General features: G+C 54.8%; 10 protein-coding genes. 2 read left to right on the forward strand and 8 right to left on the reverse strand.

Annotation, left to right across the window (positions count from 1 at the left end; all coding sequences use genetic code 11):
- Positions 1-23: 23 nt before the first annotated feature.
- The 8 genes from LX87_RS09035 to LX87_RS09070 all read right to left on the reverse strand — a co-directional run bounded on the left by LX87_RS09035 (position 24) and on the right by LX87_RS09070 (position 12,983).
- A complete protein-coding gene (locus tag LX87_RS09035; protein ID WP_111627886.1) occupies positions 24-1,391 on the reverse strand; it encodes a Gfo/Idh/MocA family protein in 1,368 nt (455 codons plus the stop codon).
- A 63-nt stretch (positions 1,392-1,454) separates the two neighbouring features.
- Positions 1,455-2,768, reverse strand: a complete 1,314-nt coding sequence (locus LX87_RS09040) for an NHL repeat-containing protein (RefSeq protein ID WP_111627887.1) — start codon at positions 2,766-2,768, stop codon at positions 1,455-1,457.
- A 33-nt stretch (positions 2,769-2,801) separates the two neighbouring features.
- Positions 2,802-4,181, reverse strand: a complete 1,380-nt coding sequence (locus LX87_RS09045) for a neutral/alkaline non-lysosomal ceramidase N-terminal domain-containing protein (protein WP_111627888.1) — start codon at positions 4,179-4,181, stop codon at positions 2,802-2,804.
- On the reverse strand, positions 4,178-5,593 hold the full coding sequence (locus LX87_RS09050) for a DegT/DnrJ/EryC1/StrS family aminotransferase (protein ID WP_111627889.1): 1,416 nt from the start codon (positions 5,591-5,593) through the stop codon (positions 4,178-4,180). The genes LX87_RS09045 and LX87_RS09050 overlap by 4 nt, the downstream gene beginning before the upstream one ends.
- Before the next feature lie 120 nt (positions 5,594-5,713).
- Positions 5,714-7,468 carry a RagB/SusD family nutrient uptake outer membrane protein gene (locus tag LX87_RS09055; RefSeq protein ID WP_111627890.1) on the reverse strand — a complete coding sequence of 585 codons (1,755 nt, stop codon included), beginning with the start codon at positions 7,466-7,468 and terminating at the stop codon, positions 5,714-5,716.
- Between the two features lie 31 nt (positions 7,469-7,499).
- Complete coding sequence (locus LX87_RS09060; protein ID WP_229310601.1) at positions 7,500-10,604, reverse strand: SusC/RagA family TonB-linked outer membrane protein; 3,105 nt, start codon at positions 10,602-10,604, stop codon at positions 7,500-7,502.
- A gap of 121 nt (positions 10,605-10,725) precedes the next feature.
- Positions 10,726-11,742 (reverse strand): Gfo/Idh/MocA family protein, encoded by a 1,017-nt coding sequence (locus LX87_RS09065; RefSeq protein WP_111627892.1) that lies wholly within the window; start codon positions 11,740-11,742, stop codon positions 10,726-10,728.
- Positions 11,743-11,924: 182 nt separating this feature from the next.
- On the reverse strand, positions 11,925-12,983 hold the full coding sequence (locus tag LX87_RS09070) for a LacI family DNA-binding transcriptional regulator (protein WP_111627893.1): 1,059 nt from the start codon (positions 12,981-12,983) through the stop codon (positions 11,925-11,927).
- A gap of 536 nt (positions 12,984-13,519) precedes the next feature.
- Here LX87_RS09070 and LX87_RS09075 point away from each other — a divergent pair.
- Positions 13,520-15,733, forward strand: coding sequence for a leucine-rich repeat domain-containing protein (locus LX87_RS09075; protein WP_111627894.1), 2,214 nt, complete (start codon positions 13,520-13,522; stop codon positions 15,731-15,733).
- A 430-nt stretch (positions 15,734-16,163) separates the two neighbouring features.
- Positions 16,164-18,991, forward strand: a 2,828-nt coding sequence (locus LX87_RS28780) for a thrombospondin type 3 repeat-containing protein (RefSeq protein WP_211325284.1), incomplete at its 3' end; no start/stop codon positions are given.

Consider the following 18,991-nt stretch of genomic DNA (forward strand, 5'->3'; position numbering starts at 1 on the left):
CGTTCGTTGGTTAGTTTTTCTAATTAAACCGTTGGCTCCCAGCCTTTCTCATACTCCCGTTTCCACAGTTTCTGGGCTTCCTTGTTGTTTTTGATGCGGCCGTTGGCCGGATCGGTTTGCAGGGCACCACCCGAACGCAGGGCGATGTTACCCAACTGAACCAGCAGCGTACTTTGGTGGCCGCTTTCGATGTTGGAAGCCAGGGGAGCCCCTTTCTTGATACCGTCGAAAAAGTTCTGAATATGAATCGCATCCAGGGCCTGTGAGGGATTCATGCGGTCGCGGGCGTTGATGGTGATGTCGTTTTTAACGTCCTTCACCAGTTTGTTTTCCAGGTCAAACACTTTGTAGGAGTTGCCGCTGTCGATCAGCAACGAACCGGTGTCGCCGTAAAACAGGACGCCCGTGCTGGTGCCTTCAACGGCTTTCCCGTTGCAGCTACGGCCCTCCCAGGTCATGCCGGTATTGTTGGCGAAGTCCCAGTTAATCACCTGCGTATCCGGCGTTTCCCAGTCGTCTTTATACCGGTAGCGACCGCCCGATGAGGTTACCTGCGTGGGATAATCGACGCCCAGACCCCAGCGCATCAGGTCCACCATGTGGGTGCCGTTGTTGAGGGCTTCGCCGGTGCCCCAGTTCCAGAGCCAGTGCCAGTTGTAGTGAATCAGGTTGTCTTTGTACGGCCGACGGGGCGCGGGTCCCTGCCACAAATCGTAGTTCAGCCACGACGGAACGGGCGCTTCCTTGCCGACGCCAATCGACGCCCGGTTGTTGGTGTACCAGCCTTTGGCGAAGTAGGGCCGACCAATGATGCCGCTTTGCAATTCCTTGATGGCCTGCACCACGTTGGGCCACGACCGGCGCTGATTGCCCATCTGAATCACATTTTTGTACTTTTTTTGAACGGCCATCAGCAGTTCACCCTCGTTTGGGTTGTGGCTGCACGGCTTTTCGAGGTAAACGTGCTTGCCGGCTTTCGACGCCAGAATGGCCGCCGGAGCGTGCCAGTGGTCGGGAGCGGCCACCACCAGCGCATCCAGGTCTTTGTCTTCCAGGGCTTTCCGGAAGTCCGGCTGGTTTTTCGGCTTCGACTTCTGAATTCCTTCCACCGTGGTGATGCATTTTTCGGCGGCTCGCGTATCGACGTCCGAAACCGAAATGACTTCACAATTGGGTTGGAGGGCGTAATTGCTCGCCAGGGCCAGTCCCCGGCTGTTGACGCCCATCATGCCGACCCGGACCTTTTCGTTGGCCCCCAGGATGCGGGCGTAGCTTTTCGGAGTGAAACCGGGTAAAACACCGCCCGCCCACAGGACGGCGGTACCGGCAACGGTTTTTCGGATAAAGTCTCTACGGTCTTCGTGGGATGGGTTGCCTTTGGTATTTTTCATCGCAATACAGTTGATAAAAGAGTTCTAATTGGAGAGGGTTTCGAACCCTCAAAAGCTATCAAGTTAGGCGAAAGGGTTCGGAATTTTTACTAAATCCTGAATTTCTTTCCCCTGGTGTTCAAACCGGGCCAACGTGTAAACCGTGCCGTCGGTACCGATGGCGATGGAATTTACGTAGGTTGGGCGCGAACCGTCGGCGTAAAAGATCGGTCCGTGATCCTGGTACGTTCCGGTGGGAATGTGGAACGTAATCAGGTGCAGGTTTTCGAGTCCTTTGGCGGCTCCCTTGGCAATCTGGTCGGCCCCTTTCAGTCGTTTTCCGTCGATGTAAATCGGGCCGCCGGTCAGATAATAGATGGTTTCGCCGTCCGGGCCGGGTTGAAACCCGAGGTAGCCGTAGCTGAACTGATCGAACATACCGCTGCGCTTCGACGGCTCCGAGGCAATGCGCTCCACAAGTTCGAGTTTGGGCGTGCGCGGATCGAAGCGGAACAGATACCCCGAATTGCCGTGAACCCCGTAGGCCACGCCTTCAGGCGCGTACCAGAAAATTTTCCGCCAGTTGTACCCCATGCTGCCGGGACGGGTTGGGTCGTATTTGCCGAAATAATCCAGCCGTAAATCCACCCCGTCGAGCTTGCCGAGCGTGGCGGTTTCGGGCTGATAGGTCAGAATGTCGCCTTCCGCCGTGGACAGATACAGCGTCCCGTCTCCCTCATCCACAAACATCGACCGGCAGATCACCCGGTAATCGTCGCCTACGGTGCCCGCTTCCCCGCGTCCGCAGGTCAGGCCCGCGTTCACGAGCTGGCCCGTGTTCAGGTCGTAATGCAGCAGGTTCCCCAGCGGCCAGGTGAGGGCGTAGATATGGTTCCGGTCGCGGTCGATGGTCATCGTCAGGATGCCTTCGCCGTCGGGGGCCAGGGCCAGGTCTTCAACTGTTCCGCTGGCCAGATCGTACGACAGCAGGTGACCGCCGGGGTACAGACCGTAGCCTTCCGGGGCGTTCTGGTGCAGGCGCTCCATGCCGTCAATCATTTCGTACACGCCCACGTGCGTCGCAAAATAGAGCTTGCCGTTGTGTTCATAAAACCGGACGTGGCTTTTTCCCTGCGGAATCAGCTTTTTACCTTTCTCTCCGCACACCTCCGTCAGGTCCGCAAGAAACTGGATGGTATCGGTTTGCGGATCATACGCATAGAGCTGACCGCCCACATCGTAGGATTCGGAGGAGAGAACGTAGTAAATTTTGCCGTCGCTGGCCGCCGAAATTGCATTATAGGTATCGTGCGCCAGTTCAAAACCGGAGAAATACGGCTTTCCTTCCAGAAAACGGCTTTCGGCAATGGCGGTTGTATCAGTAGCGGTGGTGTTCATCTTGTACTTCGTTCTTTTAATTTGAGGACTGGGTCAGGGCGTGGGCAATCCCGCCTGCCGGGCCACTTTAATGACTTCCGACAAAATGGTGGCTTCGATGGTGGACGACCAGACACTCGGCAAACCGTAGACCATCTGGGAGGAATCGCCTTCGTAACCGCCTTCCCGCAACACCGTGGTCGACGGAATGTAGCCCATCACATCGTTCGAATAAGCGGCCACAAACGCATCCGGACCAAAAATCTGCTTCAGCTTGATGGCGTATTCAATCACCACTTCGCCCCCCAGACTAATCAGCGGCTGGGCGCCCAGTTGCCAGACCTGAACCGGGTAGGCGTAGGATTTCGGAAACGGTTCGCCCCGTTTGAGCTGGGCCAGCATCCGTTCGGCATACCGTTTCTGGTAGGGTACATCGGATTTCATCACGTTGCGTAAATCAGTTTCCGTGGGTGACTTGGCAAAGTCCAGATCCACCTCGGAGTAAGCCGTGGTCAGCCGGGCTGACAGGTTGCGCATGGGTTCGGCCAGCACCCGTTCCACCGCAGCCGCCAGTTCACGGCCGTACTGCTGCGCCAGCGGCACCGAATGCCGGGGCAGGGCGTTCTGGTCGGCACCGGCACCCTGAAAAAACAGGGCTATTACGCCCGGATGGGCTTTTTCCAGTTCCAACTGGGCAAACCCCGCGTAGTCGCCCGACCACTGGTACCCATCCAATACCGTCGGGTGGCAGGCATACCCAAAGGCCACGGCTTTCAGGTCGCCTTTGCTGTTCAGCACTTTGATGACCGGCACGGCGTACTCGTTCGGCCCCTGGAGTTCGGGCAGCCGGTGCAGCACGGCCGCGCTGTTGTTGCGCCGGTTGACCTGAAACCGGGTGACGCCGTTCTGCGCGTGCAGCGTGACAGCTTCCCGGTTTTTCAGGGCGTTGCCGACCAACTCCACAATCTGGGTTTCCAGCGTGGCGGAATACTGAGCAATCTTAGCCACCTGATCGCTTTCAAACGGGTAAATATCCGTCAGGGCATCCTGCAAAACCGGCCCCGAATGCGTATGCGAACCGTTGAGAATAATCTGCGCCTTCGATAAATTGTATCTGGCTCTCAACTGCTCCCGAATGCGGTCGGAGAGTTTTTTGGGAAAACCGAGCAGGTCGGTGGTGACCAGTACGGCCTGCTTGCCGCTTTCATCTTCCAGCACCAGCGCCTTGGCCCACAGGTCGTGCAGCGTACCGTCTGACGGGCGGGTGCGGGCGGCAAACCCGGCCATCCACAGGCCGGGTTTAGGCGTAATGACGGTTCGGGCAACCCCGGCTTTCCAGCCTGTCGCCAGCCCCGACGGTTTTCCGCTGGCTTTTGCGCCGAAGACCGTCAGGAGCAGGCAGGCAATCAGTAAATAGCAACTCGTTTGTTTCATTTTTGACTCAACTTAACCAGCTGATCCGCGTTTTTATGGATTTTTTCAATGGCCGCAGCAATTTCGTCCATGTCCGATTTTGGGCCGAGCAGCATATTCTGCGTAAACCAGACGGCTTCTTCGTTGCACAGTTTATCGTTCTGCGGACAGTGGTTTTGGGCGACGTACTGCTTGAAATCGAGCATTTCCTTCGGATACATCTTCCGGAAGTTTTTGGACTGAAAAGCGTCGTTGAGGAACTGCTGGTTGTTCAGCGTGGCGTATCCGCTCGAACACGGAATGCCCTCAGCCTGCAACGCTTTCAGAAAACCGGCCCGCGACAATCCTTTGAAACCTTCCTTCTGGTAGCGGAACGGGAACAGGTGAAAAGCCGCCCGCGTCACGTTGTCGTAAAGTTTGTACGGAACAATACCCGGAATGTCCTTGATTTTTGATTTCAGGTAAGCCGCGTTCTCGTTACGCGTCGTGGTTTCGCCGTCCAGCCGTTTCAGCAGGGCCAGACCGATGGCGGCCTGGTATTCGGTAGTGCGGAGTTTGGTACCCTGCATGACGCTGCCGGTGCTCACCGACCCGACCGCCGTGCCGTACGGATTTCCGTAGTTCTGGTACGAGAAACACCGGTCCATAAAGCTGTCGTCGTTGCTGACCACGGCCCCGCCTTCGCCGATGGCGAGGTTCTTCGAGTTCTGGAAACTGAAGCATCCGGCGTTGCCGATGGTACCCACTTTCTGGTGGTTGATTTCGGCCAGGTGGGCCTGGCAGGTATCTTCGATCACGACCAGATTGTGCTTTTTGGCAATGGGCATAATCCGGTTCATGTCGGCGGGCAGGCCCAGAATGTGAACCGGAATGATGGCTTTGGTTCGGGGCGTTATTTTGGCTTCGATTTTTGCCGGGTCGATCTGGAAGGTTTCGGGGTCAACATCCACAAAAACCGGCATGGCACCCGTGGCCAGCACCGCCGAAACCGTGGCAATGAAGGTATACGGGGGCACAATGACTTCATCACCGGCCCGGACGTTCAACTGGTTCAGGGCAATGATCAGGGCGTTGGTGCCGTTGACCACCAGCAGACTCCGTTTTGCGCCCAGCGCCTGCGCCCATTTCTGCTCAAATTCGGTTGCAACCTTAGCCCGCGACCAGACGCCACTCCGGATGACCTCCAGCAATTGCTGTTCGTCGGTTTCGGGTTTCCAGATGGGCCAGGTCGGCCAGGCTTTCGTCCGGATCGGATTCCCGCCCAGCAGCGCGGCCTGGCCCGATGAACTGGGCAGCACCGTCGGGGCCGAATCCGTCAGGGAAGCCGCTTGTGAATCGATACCGGCTGCCAGCAGCGACGGCGTTATGACAGCGCCGAGTCCGGTCAATGAATTCCGTTTGATGAACTCACGTCTTGAAACGTTCTTTTTCATGCTCTTACGGTTTTTTAGCCTAACGCGTTAATTCCTCTTTCCGACCCTACCTGAATACCGGCCGGGTGCGTACCCATAGCCTAAAGCATCAAGAGGGAGTCGGGTTACTCTTTTTGGTCATTATTCGATTGTTTCCAGCGGTGGAACGTTCCGCTCGGCTCCGTCGTAGCCCTTGTTCTGGTTGATGACACCCAGCGTATTCGCCGTGATGACGCTCGACGGAATCGGCCACAGCACGTGGAAGGGTGCAATGTCGGCGGTGTTGCCGATGTACTGGACCTTCCGGTCGTAGAAGTTGTTAAGCTTCCGCACGCGGTCGTAGTAATAATTTTTCTGGCTGAAATTGTCCAGTGAGTACCCGGACTTGTTCTGTTTGGCCAGGATGTACGAAACCCGGACCAGTTCGGAATGCCGGGGTTCTTCCGCAAACAGTTCGCGGGCGCGTTCGTCGAAAATAAAGTCAAGGGTCACTTCGCCCGCCGTTACCGGCAAGGCTTTGGCCCGTTCGCGTACCACATTCAGGTCCTCGGCGGCTGCGGCCAGGTTGCCTTTCCAGTACTGCGCTTCGGCCCGGATCAGGTAGGTTTCGGCCAGCCGGAACACATACCAGTCGCCGTTGCCGCCCATCGGCAGGGCTTTGGCGTCGTCCTGCGGAACAAACATGATGTAATGGGGCATGGCGTACAGGGTGTAAAACGTATCGGCTGGTGTTGCCAAATTGGCGATCCGAACCGGTTTTCCGTAATCGACCGATGCCGGATTGTTGTACAGGATTTCGTTCAGGTCCACCCAGTTGCTGTTGCTCCGGCGCAGGTCGGGGGTGTTGCGCCAGTTGGTGTTTTTATAGTTCCAGAGCGAATATTGGTAGAACGCATCCAGCCGGACGTTGCCGTTACCGCGTCCCAGCGAATCATACATCGGCCCGCTGGCCACCATTCCCTGTTTGCCCTGACTATCCAGGACAACGGTATTCCACCAGGCCGAGTTGTAATGCCGCATCGTGTACAGCCCCGCCGACCGGGCGCCCGGAGGAGCTTCAAACCGGTCGACAATCGCCAGAATGGTTTCGGTGTTGGTTGCCAGATTGAAGTTTTTGGGGCGGTGCAAATCCCAGATCAAATCGCGTTTGGTATCGCCCGCCGACACGCCAAACCGGCTTTTCATCAGGGCGTACGGCCCATTGATAACCCGCGTGGAGGCTTCGATGGCTTTGTCGAATTCCAGGTTGGCCAGATACACTTTCGACAGCAGATGATCGCCCGCACCCTTCGAAATCACGCCGGGACTGGCTTTAACGGGCAGGTGCTGAATGGAAAATTCCAGATCAGTCTGAATCTTTTTAAGGATCGCCCAGCGGCTGTGGGTGGCAAAATCGAGTTTGGCCCCGGTAAGTTCTTCCCCGATAAACGGCACGTCGCCGTACGAGTTCACCAGCCGGTAATACCAGTAGGCGCGGTGCCAGAGGGCTTCGGACAGAATGGCGTTGCGCTCGCCGGGGTTGCTCCACTGAATGTCGTCGATGCGGGAAATCAGCACGTTCGCGTTTTTGATGGACGCGTAGGCCGACGTAAACATCGCCAGGTATTTATAATACCGATCTGTGTTGGGCGTCAGTTTGTAAAAGTCGAGTTGGACGCTGGCAACGGCCAGATCCGAAGCCGCAAACTCGTTGATCAGGAAATTGATAGGACCCGTATTTTCATTTTTGAGGTCTTTGCGCATCGTAATCAGCAACGACTCAAATCCGGCCTTGTCAACGTAGACATTTTCGGGCGCGAAAAACGAAAGCGGCCTGGGCTTCAGCCATTCTTCCTTGCAGGACGAAAGCGACAGCAGCACGAATAAAGCCGAACATAAGGTGATGATCCGTTTCATGGTTTTGTTCTTGATTCGTTTTCGTTGGAGCTTACAGGGAGAAATCTATACCGACGGTCGTAATCCGGGGCATGGGCGCAAAACCCGATTCGGGGTCCCAGCCGGGCCATTTGCTGAAGGTGAGCAGGTTGCGGGCCGATATAAACGCGCGGGCGTTGTTCAGCTTCAGCCGCTTCGACAGGGAAGGGGGCAGGTTATACGCCAGTGACACATCCTGAACGCGCACAAACGAACGGGATTTGTAGATCATGATACCGCCCCCGTAGGCGTTGTAGTTGACCATCGGGCGAGCCCATTCGTTGTTCTGGTTTTCGGGCGTCCAGTAGGGCAGGGCGTAGCTGTTCCGGCGGTCGTAGGTCTCCGAGCTGTTGTGCAGCGCATCCTGAAACGGACCAATATGACCCAGGTCGGCCCGGACAAACACCGAAGCCGTGAAGTTTCGGAAGAATGTGAGGTCGTTGCGCAGGCCGAGCCGGTAGCGGGGCTGGGTGTAGCCGATAAACGTTTTGTCTTTCAAGGCTTCATACAGGCCGTTGTTGTCCAGGTCGGTGGCTTTGAAATCGCCGGGTATCATCCGGTATTTGGCGGCTTCGGCGGCTTCCGTAGTTTGCCAGATGCCCGTCACGTCGTAGTTCCAGACCCGGTCAACGGCCTGGCCGGGGAACCATTGGTTGACGTAATCCGGTACTTCCCGCCGAACGGTCTGGCCGTTTACTTCCACTTCCTCGTAATCGCCGAAGAGGTTTTTAATCTTGTTCCGGTTCAGCGAAAAAACCAGGTTTGTTTTCCAGTTCAGGTTCCGCTGGTTCACATTGACGGTGTTGATGGTCAGTTCGATACCCTTGTTGCCAAGTCGGCCCAGGTTGGAGACGATGCTTTTAAAACCCGTCAGTTCGGGCAGCAGGCGGTTCATGAGCAGGTCCGTTGTGTTGGTGTTGTAATAATCGGCGCTCACATCAATCCGGTTGTTGAGCAGGCCCATGTCAAACCCTACGTTGACGGACTCGGTTTTCTCCCAGACCAGATCCGGGTTCGATAACGTGTTGTTATATACGCCGACCTGGACGTTGGAACCGTTGTAGTACAGATTCGACGACAGTTGCGCCAGAGCCGCGTAGGCTCCGATGGACCGGTTGCCGTTTACCCCCCAGGAAAGCCGTAGTTTTAGCCGGTTGATGGCCTGCACTTTAAAGAATTTTTCGTCCGAGATTACCCACCCAAAAGCCGCTGCCGGGAAAATGGCGCGCGGATTTTTCTGCCCGAAGGCCGAATAACCGTCCCGCCGGACCGAAGCCGTAAACAGGTACTTGTCCAGCAGCGTATAATTGATCCGTCCCATAGCCGCATCGCCGTTGATCTGGGTGTCGTCGTTGTTCAGCGACGGGTTCGAACCGAATTGCAGGGCGTGGTAACCCAGGTTCTGGTTCGGCACGAAGGTCTGGTTGGTGATGTACGACAGCCACGTACGGTTTTGCTCGGTGCTGTAGAGCAGCGTTACGTCGAACTGGTGTGCGCCAAACTTCTGATTCCAGTGCAGCAGGTTGTCGATAAACCGTTCATACAGGGAGGTTTCCTGCCGCGTACCGTAGCCGTTGGAGCGGGTAGCTCCACCCGCAATGGTTTGTGACGACCAGAAGTTGTAGTCTTTGGCAAATTCGTAGCGCGGCTGGAACGATAGCTTGTAATCAATTCCGAACGGCAGGTTGATCTTGGCATAGATCGACGCAAACAGGCTGTTTATTTTCCGAAACCGGTCCTGACCGTAGTAGTTGATAAAGGGATGCTGGGCACCCCCGCCCGCGTAGTCGTGCGGATACCATTTCAAACTGCCATTGGTTTCATACTCAGAACCGTAGGGGCTGGTGCGGTACATCCCGATGGTATCGGCGGGGACAGTGCTTTCGTCCCGGTCGGCAAACTGGGCGTTGACCCCCGCGTGCAGCCAGTTGGTTACCTGAAAATCAACGTTCAGGCGGCTGCGTATTGTGGCAAATTTATCGCCCTTAATCACACCTTCGTTGTTGTCGTAGCCCAGCGACCAGTAGTAGCTGACGCGTTCCGCTCCTCCGCCGATGCTCACGTCGTGGCTCTGCCGCAGCCCCGGGTTAATGACCATGTCATACCAGTCGACGGTTCTGCCGGCCAGGTAGTTCTCCGTTTCCACCGGGAACAGGCGCAGGCGTCCGAGCCATTCGTTGGTATTGTCGGCCTGGGGGTTGTTGCTGGCGGCCCGCCATTGTTCGAGCGTTACCCCGGACGGCAGGTTTTTGGGATCGTAAAAATAAAAACTGGGCAGGGTTGGGTTGGCCTGTTGCAGCACATCCCGGCGGAAGTTCAGATAACCGGCGGCATCGTACGGTTTGTAGTGATTGGTTACCCCGGCTACGCCGATTTTCGTTGATAGATTGATGGTCGGTTTGCCGGATTTGCCTTTCTTGGTCGTAACGATGATGACGCCGGAAGCGGCCCGGGCACCGTATACGGCCGCCGAACTGGCGTCTTTCAGCACGTCAATCGCTTCAATGTCCGACGGGTTTATATCCCGGATGCTGCCGTTGAAAATCACACCGTCCAGCACCACGAGTGGGTCCGTTGAGGCATTCAGGGAATTCGGCCCCCGGATTTCCATGGAACCTCCGCCCGCAGCCGATGCACTTTGGTTGGATTGAAATCCGGCGATGGTACCCGTCAGCATATCCGTGAGCTGGGTCATGGGCTGGTTTTTAAACGTCTCGGCGTTGATCCGCACCACTGAGCCGGTCAGATCGCTTTTTTTGGCCGTACCGTAACCAATCACCACCACTTCGTCGAGGTTGGAGGCACTGGCTTTCAGTTCCACGTTCAGGGCGGTTCGGTTGCCCACGGTTTCTTCCAGGCTCTCGTAGCCGATAAAGGTGAAAACCAGCACATCGCTTGGCTGGGCCTGAATGATGAACGCTCCTTCGGCATCGGTGACCACGCCTTTGGTCGTGCCCTTAATCACCACGTTGGTGCCCGGTATGCCTTCCTGCGTCCGGGCATCCGTTACTTTGCCCTTTACTTCCCGGGGAGCCTGCGCAAATGCGTCTCCGGTTTTCAGGTAAAAAAGCGTCATCAATAGGGCCACGATGAGCCCCAATCGTAGATTTTTCTCCATGATTATGGTTCAGTAAGAAATGAAAATGAGAAAAACGCGTACTGGCAATTCAGATGTAAGAAGCTACCGGGTACGTACCCGGTAGCAGACCTGCGTATTCAGGCTACGACAAAATGCAAGATTACTGTTTGAGGTTTTTCAGGACACTTTCCAGGCTCACAGGGGCACCATTCCGGCGTTTGCTCTCGTCGGCGGCTTCCATAAAGGCAAAAATCTCGATGGTTTCTTCGGGGGTAACCGGCACATTTCCGGTTTCGAAATACTTGATAATATCTTTCAATAATGGCTCATAGCCCGCGTAAGGCCCCAGCCGAACGTTTCCGGTTTGCGTAAATACCGTTCCGCCGTAATCGTGTTTGCCCGACCGGGTTCCGCGGAAGGTTCCAACGCGTCCGTCGGCCCAGGTTCCAACCACGATGTCGGTATCTTTGTTGGAAACCCGTACCACCTGCCGGCAGCCGGTTCCCATGACGGTAAAGAGCGTTTCAACGCCGTGGATACCGTACCAGAAGAGGTCCGGATGCGTTTTTTCCAGGACGGCGGGGCTAAAGGTGTCGGCGCCTACCACCTGGCTTTTGTCGAGTCCTTCGATGCCTTTGATGTAACGCAGGGACGAAGCCGAAAAAACCGGAATCCGGTATTTCTTGGAATCGGCAAAAATACCGACCACATCGGCCAGCGAAGCCGCAATGGGCTTGTCGATAAACACGCGTTTGCCCGCTTTCATGACCTGAGCGGCCTGTTCGCGGTGCAGCCGCCCGTCGTTTGTTTCCAGCAGCACCACATCGACTTTCTTAAGTAGATCCGCGATGGAATCCACAATTTCGACATTCAGCTTTTTAACGTCTTCAATGTAGCCGGGGATGCGCTTGGTGCTGCTTTCGATGTCTTTGCTGCCGTAGGGATAAGCCGCCACGACCTTATAGCCCGCGTATTCGGCGCTGGCATCGGCGGCATTAAGTACCTTGGTAAACGCCGTGCTATGGGAAGTGTCCAGCCCGATAATACCGACACGTTTGCCAGCCGCCACAGTTGGGGCGGAGGACCATGACCAGGCAGGCTCCGGGACGCTAAGGGCCAAGCTTCCCAGAGCTGCCTTTTTTAGAAAACTTCTACGGTCATTATTCAGGTTAGTCATCGGAACAGTCGTTTGGCCCCTAAAAGAGAGCAGGTTTGATGAGGGTTTCGGGTACGTACCCGTAAATATACTAACTTTTTTTAAATGTCAAGCGGGTGTGTTCAAAACTTGTATAAAATTTCGAGGTTTAGCGTCTTGGTGATAGAATATACGGCTGATGGGCGCGGTGGGGCAGTTATGCCTTAGTTTCGGTAAAAAGCCTGATTCTCGCGGGTAACGATATCAATAGGCATATAATAGTCTTTGGCTACGGGCGTTGAGAACACCAAGAATTGATATAGCGTCATAATGCTGCGGTAACCCTGGTCTTCGGGCTGGTGGCAGATTAAAAAGTCGATGATTCCGCTGGCCAGGTAACGGGTGTTTTCGCTAACAAAGTCGTAGCCGATCAGCAACGGTTTTCGGGGCAGGCTGGCGCTTTCCAGAAACCGGGCGACCGAGAACGCCCGGGAATTGCTGACGAAAATGGCGTCGATGGACGGGTTGGCGTCGAACTGTTCCTGAAGCTGATGGGCCACCGAGGAAAAATCCGTCTGGCGAATATCCGCCCGGATGATCGGGTAGTGTTGCCGGTGGTCGGTAAAATACGTTCGGAATCCTTCTTCAATCTCTTTGTAGGTGTAGCTGTCCATAGCCGTGGCGATATGTACAACCATCAGCTTGCTGCTCTCCTGGAGTACGTACGTACACAATTTGGCCGCCAGATAACCGCTCTGGAAAAGGGGAGGGCCGATGTACGACAGGCTGGGCTGGTCGGGCAGGTTGGAGTCAATGAAGATGCAGGGTGTGCCGGTTTGCTGGCAGGCGCTGACAACTTTACGGGCCTCATCAATAAAGGCCGGTGCCAGCACAATGCCATCGACGGAAGCATTCAGCAGCCGGTTGGCCTGGGCAACGAACGAAGCGGGGTCCCGCAGGTCAAAAAAGAAAAGCTCCACTTTAATGCCGTACTGCCTGATCTCGTTTTCGGCCCGTTGAATACCCCGCAGGGGCGCTTCCCAGAAATCGGTTTCTTCGGTGACGGACGGAATTAAGACGCCGAGGGTGATGATCTTGCCCGAAGCCAGCCGACTCGCCAGTAAATTAGGCTGGTAGTTAAGTTCCGCAATAATCTTGTTGATCTTCTCCCGGGTTTTCTCCGAAACGCCGGGGCGGTTATGAATCACCCGGTCAACCGTTGCAATGGCCACATTGGCCCGGCGGGCAATCTCTTTCACCCCCTGCAGTTCCTTTTTTTTCATAGAAATAATGCGTAATCTGAATGCAAGTTAAGTCCCAACCCTTCTTTAACGTGTGTTCGCTGAAGATTATCCGGAGTACTTTTTTAAACCTGGACGGCTTGAAGCAGGTGAAAGATGCCCCGGCGACGGCCCCGCCCGTATAAGTTGGAGGAGTCTGTTACACGGAAGACTGATTTTTCATGCACGATCTTCAAAGATAAAAGTCAGGATAATTCTAATTGCGCTACGGAAATTTCTGCTTAATTCGTGGCTTTTTAAAAGAATTTTTTCAGGATGATGGACCGTTTGCTCATTCTTGGTCAGGTTTTGCAAAATACGGGAAATTTCCCCTTGACTGCCATTCCACAAAATATGCACATTAGAGCCGCTAACGATCCTCGACGTTCTGCTATCAAACAATCCCCACCCTAATGACAGTAGAAGTTAGCACGTAAACAACTTGTGCGTATGGTGAATTTTTAAGTCCGGCGACCGGTGAAAAACAATTGCGGTGCCGAAAGAGTAATCTGTTTTCAACACTAACCATTTTATTTCTAATGTTCCACTTTCTGCGCTACAAAAGTGTTACCTTAAGCGCATGCCTTAGCCTAGCTCTGGGACTACTTTTCCCACAGTTCTCTGTTCAAACTTATGCCGGTACCAATGGGGGTACAACATCTTTAAAGGAATATGGAAAAATCACTACTCGCACGGAATCAAACCAGGACTCATTAACAGCGACAGAAAAGGAACCCAACTCAGAATACCAGGCCTTAGCGGATCTCTATAAAAGCACAAACGGGATTGGCTGGGTTCAGAAAGACAACTGGCTGACGGGCGATTCACCCTGCGGCTGGTACGGGGTTACCTGTAACGACAGCGGACAGGTTGTTCAGCTCCAGCTACCCCGGAACCAACTGATTGGCCCGATTCCGTCCAGCCTGGCGGCACTAACCAGTTTACAGTTGCTGGATTTAAGTGACAACCAGTTAAACGGCTCAATCCCGGACAGCTTCTCGGCGCTCAAGAACCTGAAGCGATTGGTTTTGATTTATAACCAATTGAGTGGTTCAATACCGTCGTCGCTCTCCGTTCTGAAGAACCTGGAGTTTGTGTATCTGAGCCACAACCAGCTAAGCGGCTCGATTCCCGACAACCTGTCGGCGCTGACGAACCTGATTAACCTTTATCTGGGCAGCAACCAGTTAAGTGGTTCAATACCGTCGTCGCTCTCCGCTCTGACAAACTTACAGGCCCTGGACCTGAGCGAAAATCAGTTGAGCGGTCCACTTCCCGACAATCTATCGGGCCTGCGTAGTCTGAAACGACTGGCCTTATTCTATAACCAATTGAGTGGCTCTCTCCCGGCGAGTCTGGCCACACTTCCCAATCTGGAATACCTCCACTTAGCCTATAATCAATTTAGTGGCTCGATTCCCGATACGCTTTTGGTTTTGAGTAAGCTGAATACGTTTAACCTGAACAACAATCAGTTGAGCGGCTCGATTCCCGACAACCTGTCGGCGCTGACGAACCTGGAATACATGGATTTTTCCTACAATCAGTTTAGTGGTTCTATTCCGGCGAGTCTGGGAGCAATGCTTCGGTTGCGGAGTTGTGAGTTAAACAACAATCAACTGAGCGGTTGCCTGCCCGCTGCCCTGGCTGGTTTATGTGGCCGGGGCGTAACGGTGGTGCTGAGCGGCAATCCGGATCTGGCGGATGGCGGAGATTTTGGAGCCTTTTGCAGCAAGGGCGTTGGTCGGTGTGACCCTCAGTCAAATATGATGAGTTTCTGGTTGATGAACGCCGAAACGGGCCTGCCCATGCAGCAACTCACCGACGGAACGGAACTGAATCTGACCACCCTGCTGACTCGCCAGCTTAATATTCAGGCGATAACCAGCCCAACCGCCGTCGACTCGGTTGTCTTTGTTCTGGCTGGCCGGCAAAATCTGACGCAAACCGAGCGGGAAGCGCCCTACTCCCTGTTTAAAGATACGAACGGTATTTATCGGAGCTGGACGCCGTCGGTAGGCAGTTATCAGCTAACGGCCACGCCGTATACCAGTTTGTCGGGAGTGGCAACGGCGGGAGCGCCCCTGTCCCTAACCTTTACCGTCGTTGAGCTGCCACGCGTTTTAGGATTCAAATGGGTTAATTGTGAAACCGGGGAGATTCTGGGCGAACTCCACGAGGGCGATGTTGTGGATTTAACTAGTTTGCCAACCCGAAATCTCAACATTCTGGTCAACACCGGTCCGGCTACGGGCGGATCAATGATGCTGGAGTTGAGTGGGCAGGAAATTTTATCCCATATCGAATCCAAAGCGCCTTACACCCTGGCTGGCAATACCGGTGGCAGTTACCGGAGCTGGATACCGAAGGCCGGTAGTTACCAGCTAAAGGCGACTCCGTATGCCGGAGCGGGCGGTTCGGGTACGGCGGGAACGCCTTTTATGCTGAACTTTACCGTTGTTGACGTAGCTCCGATGGCCAGACGGGGATCGGAAACCAATGCTGAATTGCTCGACTCTCAGGTGCTCTACTATCCCAACCCCTTCCAGGAATCGTTTACCCTGAAGATACAGGGAGTGCAGCAGCAACCCGTGCGGATCTACGACCTCAGTGGCCGACTGGTGTATCAGCGAACGGACAGTCCGGCAGAACAGCGCATTGACCTGGACCAAAAGGTGGGAGCGGGGATGTATGTGTTGCAGGTTGGCGACGGTCCGAAGGCTAAACGGTATAAATTAATCAAGGTCCGCTGACCACGGATTGTTACGGATGCAAAAAATCAGAATGCATTAAATCGAACCTTTTTTCATTCGAAAAACACTAATTTACGAGAAAGCAGAACCATACCCTGGTTCTGCTTTTTTCATTTGTATGACAAGTAACCGAAAGGGCCTATCCATAAAATAACCTTTCATTTTTTGGCAAATTAAAATCCCTTGCCGATATTTTGACCGCAATTAATCTCTTGTTGCTCTCTAATGTCCTGGATAACAAGCCATTAAGTCCATAAGCCAGTAAGCAGGAGAGCAGTGCCAACCCGATTACCTCAACAGTTTACCGCAAATACCGACCCTCTAAGGTAAGGGTCATAAAAACCTAGTTTTGTGCTCTTTAGCCAGCACGAAATTCCTTATTATCTGCATCTCAATTTTCCATTTCCCTATCCCATCTATCAAAAAAAGTATGAAACATACGTTTACGCACGTGAATCTGGTGATCCGACAGATCTGCCTGGGGCTTCTGGTCAGTAGCCTTTTACTTTCTACAAATGCCTGGAGTCAGAGCAGGGGTCCGGACAAAAATTTATTTAAGGGCCTGTATAAGCTCACTAAAAAGTTGGTCAAAACCAAACCTTCCCGGGAGCAGGTCCGTAACGGTAGCTTTAACTTTAAGTCCAGCCGGCTCAAAGACAACCCCAACGGCCGGCTCGACATCACCGCCGGTCTGAAAAACCCCACCTCCCTGCAATTCGGGCCCGATGGAAAACTCTACGTGGCCCAGCAGAACGGCCTGATCAAGGTGCTGACCATCGTCAAAAACGCCCCCAACGACTACTCCATCGCCAGCCAGGAAACCATCAGCCTCATCAACACCATCCCCAACCACAACGACGATGGCTCCCTGGCTCCCTCCGTCACCACCCGACAGGTCACTGGTCTGCTGGTCACCGGTACCGCCACCAACCCCATCCTCTACGTCAGCTCCAGCGACAGCCGCATCGGCGGACCCGAGGGTGATCTGAACCTGGACACCAACTCGGGCATCGTCTCCAAACTGACCAAAACCCCCACCGGCTGGCAGAAAGTGGACCTGGTCCGGGGGCTGCCCCGCTCGGAGGAGAACCATGCCACCAACGGTCTGCAACTGGATGGCAACAAGCTCTACCTGGTGGTGGGGGGGCATACCAATGCGGGTAGCCCTTCGACCAACTTTGCCTATACACCCGAGTATGCCCTGGCGGCCTGTGTGCTCTCGATTGACCTGGCGGTGATTGAAGCACTGCCCACCCGGGGCAGTGGCAACACGGCTTACAAGTATGACCTGCCCACCCTGGATGACCCCGACCGGGCGGGCAACCCCGATGCCAATGATCCCTTTGGGGGCAACGACGGCTTGAACCAGGCCAAGCTGGTGGCGGGTGGTCCGGTGCAGGTGTTTGCCACAGGGTTTCGCAATGCGTTTGATCTGGTGATCACCCGGTCCCGCAAGATGTATGTGACTGACAACGGTGCCAACCCGGGTTGGGGCGGTCATCCGGCCAGTGAGGGGGTGGGAACAGCCACCAACAACTATGTGGCGGGAGAGCCGGGTTCGACCGGTCCCGGGCCAAACGACCCGAAAGTCAATAATCTGGATCATTTTCACTATGTTGGTGACCTTCGTTCCTACGTTCCCGGCAGTTATTATGGGGGCCATCCGCACCCGATCCGGGCCAATCCGGCGGGGGCGGGTTTGTACACCCACAACGGTACGAGTGGGGTATGGCGTACCAGCACGAGCGGTCCTAATCCGCTGCCTTCGGACTGGCCGCCAGTGCCGGTCAGCATGGCCCACCCGATTGAAGGGGACTTTCAGAATCCGGGTGAAACCAATAATGCCCTGCTAACTTTTGTGTCTTCGACCAACGGGATTGTGGAGTACACGGCTTCAGGTTTCAACAACGGCCTGAAGGGGCATCTGCTGGTGGCTTCCTTTGATGGGACCATTCAGAAGATCACCCTCAATGAGTCCGGCACCGATGTAACCAACAGCCGTGGTGCGAAGAAAAAGAATCTGGACCTGCCGTTTGCTTCCAACTTTGGCTCGCAGCCACTGGACATCACCGCTCAGGGCGATAATGATATTTTTCCGGGAACGGTCTGGGTGGTGTGCTATTTGCAAAATCAGATTTATGTCTTTGAACCCGAAGGGGGAGGGGCGAATTGTTCGGCGGCTTATAGCACGGCGTTTGATGATGATGGGGACGGCTACAGCAACGCCGATGAGATTGATAACGGTAGTAATCCGTGTTCCTCATCCAGCCTGCCCGGTGATGCCGATGGCGATAAGATATCGGACTTAAACGATCCGGATGATGACAACGATGGGCTGGCCGATGAGGTGGACTACTTTGCGCTGGATGCCAGCAATGGCATGAATACCACGCTGCCGATCAACTACGAATTATTTAATAACGATCCGGGCACGGGTTTGTTTGGGTTGGGCTTCACGGGGTTGATGCTGCCCATGCAGACGGGAATTAATTACATGGATCTGTTCGATGAGGACAATCTGATTGCCGGAGGAGCCGTCGGTGCTTTTTCGGTGGTTAACACCACACCCGGCGATCCCTATCAAGCCCTGAATACCCAGGAGAACGGGTTTCAGTTCGGCATCAACACCGATCAGAGTACGGGCCCCTTCACGGTGCAGACCCGGTTGTTGGGTCCTTTCTTCAACAATCAACCCCCTGCATACTGGCAGGCGTTGGGCTTATTTATCGGAATCGGCGATCAGGATAACTACCTGAAAGTGGTGCTGGGGGGTAATGGTGGTACGGCGTTCATCGAAGTGCTCTACGAGAACAATGGCCTGGAAACTAGCACCCGCTATTCGCTACCGGGCAGTTTGCCCAGCAGTACCCTGGATTTATACCTGGCGGTTAACCCGGTGACCGGAATGGTGCAGCCTAAATATGCCAAAGATGGCGGACCGGTGACGAATCTGGGGTCGCCGATTCTGGTGGGCGGAAAGCTGCTGGAGGCCATCCAGGGGCCGCCTGCTCTGGCTGTGGGTATTCTCTCAACCAGCCTGGCTTCTACTCCGTTTACGGCCACCTGGGACCGGATTCGGGTTACGAAAGACGCCCAATCCAATACCGCTCCGGTGCTAACCTCACCGGGCAATAAAACGGTGTCGCTGGGTCAGGCGCTGACGTTCACGGCTCAGGCGACCGATAAGGATGCACCGGCCCAAACGCTGAGCTACAGTGTCAGTGGTCCAGCCGGTGCCAGCATCAACGCCAGCACGGG

The sequence above is a fragment of the Larkinella arboricola genome, assembly GCF_003259745.1.
Taxonomy (GTDB): Bacteria; Bacteroidota; Bacteroidia; order Cytophagales; family Spirosomataceae; genus Larkinella; species Larkinella arboricola.

Coding starts and splice junctions, on each gene's coding strand:
- LX87_RS09035 (WP_111627886.1), bottom strand. CDS start 1,391: ATGAAAAATACCAAAGGCAACCCATCCCACGAAGACCGTAGAGACTTT.
- LX87_RS09040 (WP_111627887.1), bottom strand. CDS start 2,768: ATGAACACCACCGCTACTGATACAACCGCCATTGCCGAAAGCCGTTTT.
- LX87_RS09045 (WP_111627888.1), bottom strand. CDS start 4,181: ATGAAACAAACGAGTTGCTATTTACTGATTGCCTGCCTGCTCCTGACG.
- LX87_RS09050 (WP_111627889.1), bottom strand. CDS start 5,593: ATGAAAAAGAACGTTTCAAGACGTGAGTTCATCAAACGGAATTCATTG.
- LX87_RS09055 (WP_111627890.1), bottom strand. CDS start 7,468: ATGAAACGGATCATCACCTTATGTTCGGCTTTATTCGTGCTGCTGTCG.
- LX87_RS09060 (WP_229310601.1), bottom strand. CDS start 10,604: ATGGAGAAAAATCTACGATTGGGGCTCATCGTGGCCCTATTGATGACG.
- LX87_RS09065 (WP_111627892.1), bottom strand. CDS start 11,742: ATGACTAACCTGAATAATGACCGTAGAAGTTTTCTAAAAAAGGCAGCT.
- LX87_RS09070 (WP_111627893.1), bottom strand. CDS start 12,983: ATGAAAAAAAAGGAACTGCAGGGGGTGAAAGAGATTGCCCGCCGGGCC.
- LX87_RS09075 (WP_111627894.1), top strand. CDS start 13,520: ATGTTCCACTTTCTGCGCTACAAAAGTGTTACCTTAAGCGCATGCCTT.